Genomic DNA, 1,644 nt, shown 5'->3' on the forward strand with positions numbered 1-1,644 from the left:
GGCCATATCGCCGCCAAGATCACCGCGACGCTGGCCTCCACCGGCACGCCGGCGCAGTTCGTCCACCCGGCCGAAGCCTCGCACGGCGACCTCGGCATGATCACGCCCGATGATGTGGTGATCGTGCTGTCGAACTCCGGCGAGACCTCGGAACTGAGCGACATCATTCACCACACGCGCCGCTTCCAGATCCCGCTGATCGGCGTGGCCTCGCGTCCGGACTCGACCCTGCTCAAGGCCGCCGATATCGCGCTGGTGCTGCCCAATGCGCCGGAAGCCTGCGCCATCGGCATGGCGCCGACGACCTCCACCACCATGACCCTGGCGCTCGGCGATGCTTTGGCCGTCGCCATCATGGAAAAGCGCGGCTTCCAGCCGACCGATTTCAAGACCTTCCATCCCGGCGGCAAGCTGGGCGCGCAATTGCTGCCAGTCTCGGCCCTGATGCACACCGGCGCGGCCCTGCCGCTGGTGCCTGAACAGACGCCGATGGGCGAGACCCTGCTGGAAATGACCGCCAGGAGCTTCGGTGTCGTCGGCATCACCGACGCCAATGGCAAGCTTTCCGGCATCATTACCGATGGCGACCTGCGCCGCCACATGACCGGCCTGATGGACAAGACCGCCAGGCAGGTCATGCACGCTTCGCCGCGCACCATCCGTCCGGACGCCCTGGCCGCCGAGGCGCTCGGCATCATGAACGACAAAAAGATCACCTGCCTGTTCGCGGTCGATGACCACAACAAGCCGGTCGGTCTGATCCATATCCACGATTGCCTGCGCGCCGGAGTCGCCTAAGTGAAAACCATCATCCTTATCCCCGCGCGCTATGCTTCCAGCCGCTATCCGGGCAAGCCGCTGGTCATGCTGACCGGCAGGGATGGCGTGCCGAAGTCGCTGATCCAGCGCAGTTACGAAGCCGCCAGCGCGGTCGAGGGCGTGTCGTCGGTCTATGTCTGCACCGATGACGACCGCATCAAATCCGCCGCCGAAGCCTTCGGCGCGCAGGTCATCATGACCTCGGAATTCTGCGCCAACGGCACCGAACGCTGCGCCGATGCGCTCCAGCACCTGACCGAATCCGCCGATCTCTATGTCAATCTGCAGGGTGATGCGCCGCTGACGCCGGCCTGGTTTGTCGAAGACCTGATCCGCGAAATGAAGGCCGATCCGTCGGTGCAGATGGCCACGCCGGTCCTGCGCTGCGACGCCCAGACTCACGCCAATTTCGTCGAGGATCGCCTGAATGGCCGCGTCGGCGGCACCACGGCGGTGTTCGATAAAAACCTGAACGCTCTGTACTTCTCCAAGGAAGTCATTCCGTATACGGGCAAGACGTTTGGTGAAGGCGACACCATTCCTGTCTTCCACCATGTCGGTGTCTATGGCTACCGCGAACAGGCCTTGCGGTCCTATTCGAGCTGGCCGGTCGGGCCGCTGGAAACCTGGGAAGGCCTCGAACAACTGCGTTTCCTGGAAAACGGTATGCCGATCCGCTGCGTCGAGGTCGATGGCCGCGGCCGTGTGTTCTGGGAGCTGAACAACCCTGTCGATGTCGCCCGCATCGAACAAGTGATTTAGGAGTACACCATGTCGATCCAGCCGCAGCACGTCAAAACCAAGGTTTTCGAGATCGGTGATTTC

At 63.1% G+C, this 1,644-nt stretch carries 2 protein-coding genes; both read left to right on the forward strand.

The window, feature by feature from the left end:
* The coding region (locus VL130_RS00005) for a KpsF/GutQ family sugar-phosphate isomerase (protein WP_325359748.1) at positions 1 to 798 on the forward strand (798 nt) is incomplete at its 5' end.
* Entirely contained in the window at positions 799 to 1,581 is a 783-nt protein-coding gene (locus tag VL130_RS00010) for a manno-octulosonate cytidylyltransferase (RefSeq protein WP_325359750.1), read from the forward strand.
* Positions 1,582 to 1,644: the final 63 nt, after the last annotated feature.

This window comes from Asticcacaulis sp. (genome assembly GCF_035497195.1).
Taxonomy (GTDB): Bacteria; Pseudomonadota; Alphaproteobacteria; order Caulobacterales; family Caulobacteraceae; genus Asticcacaulis.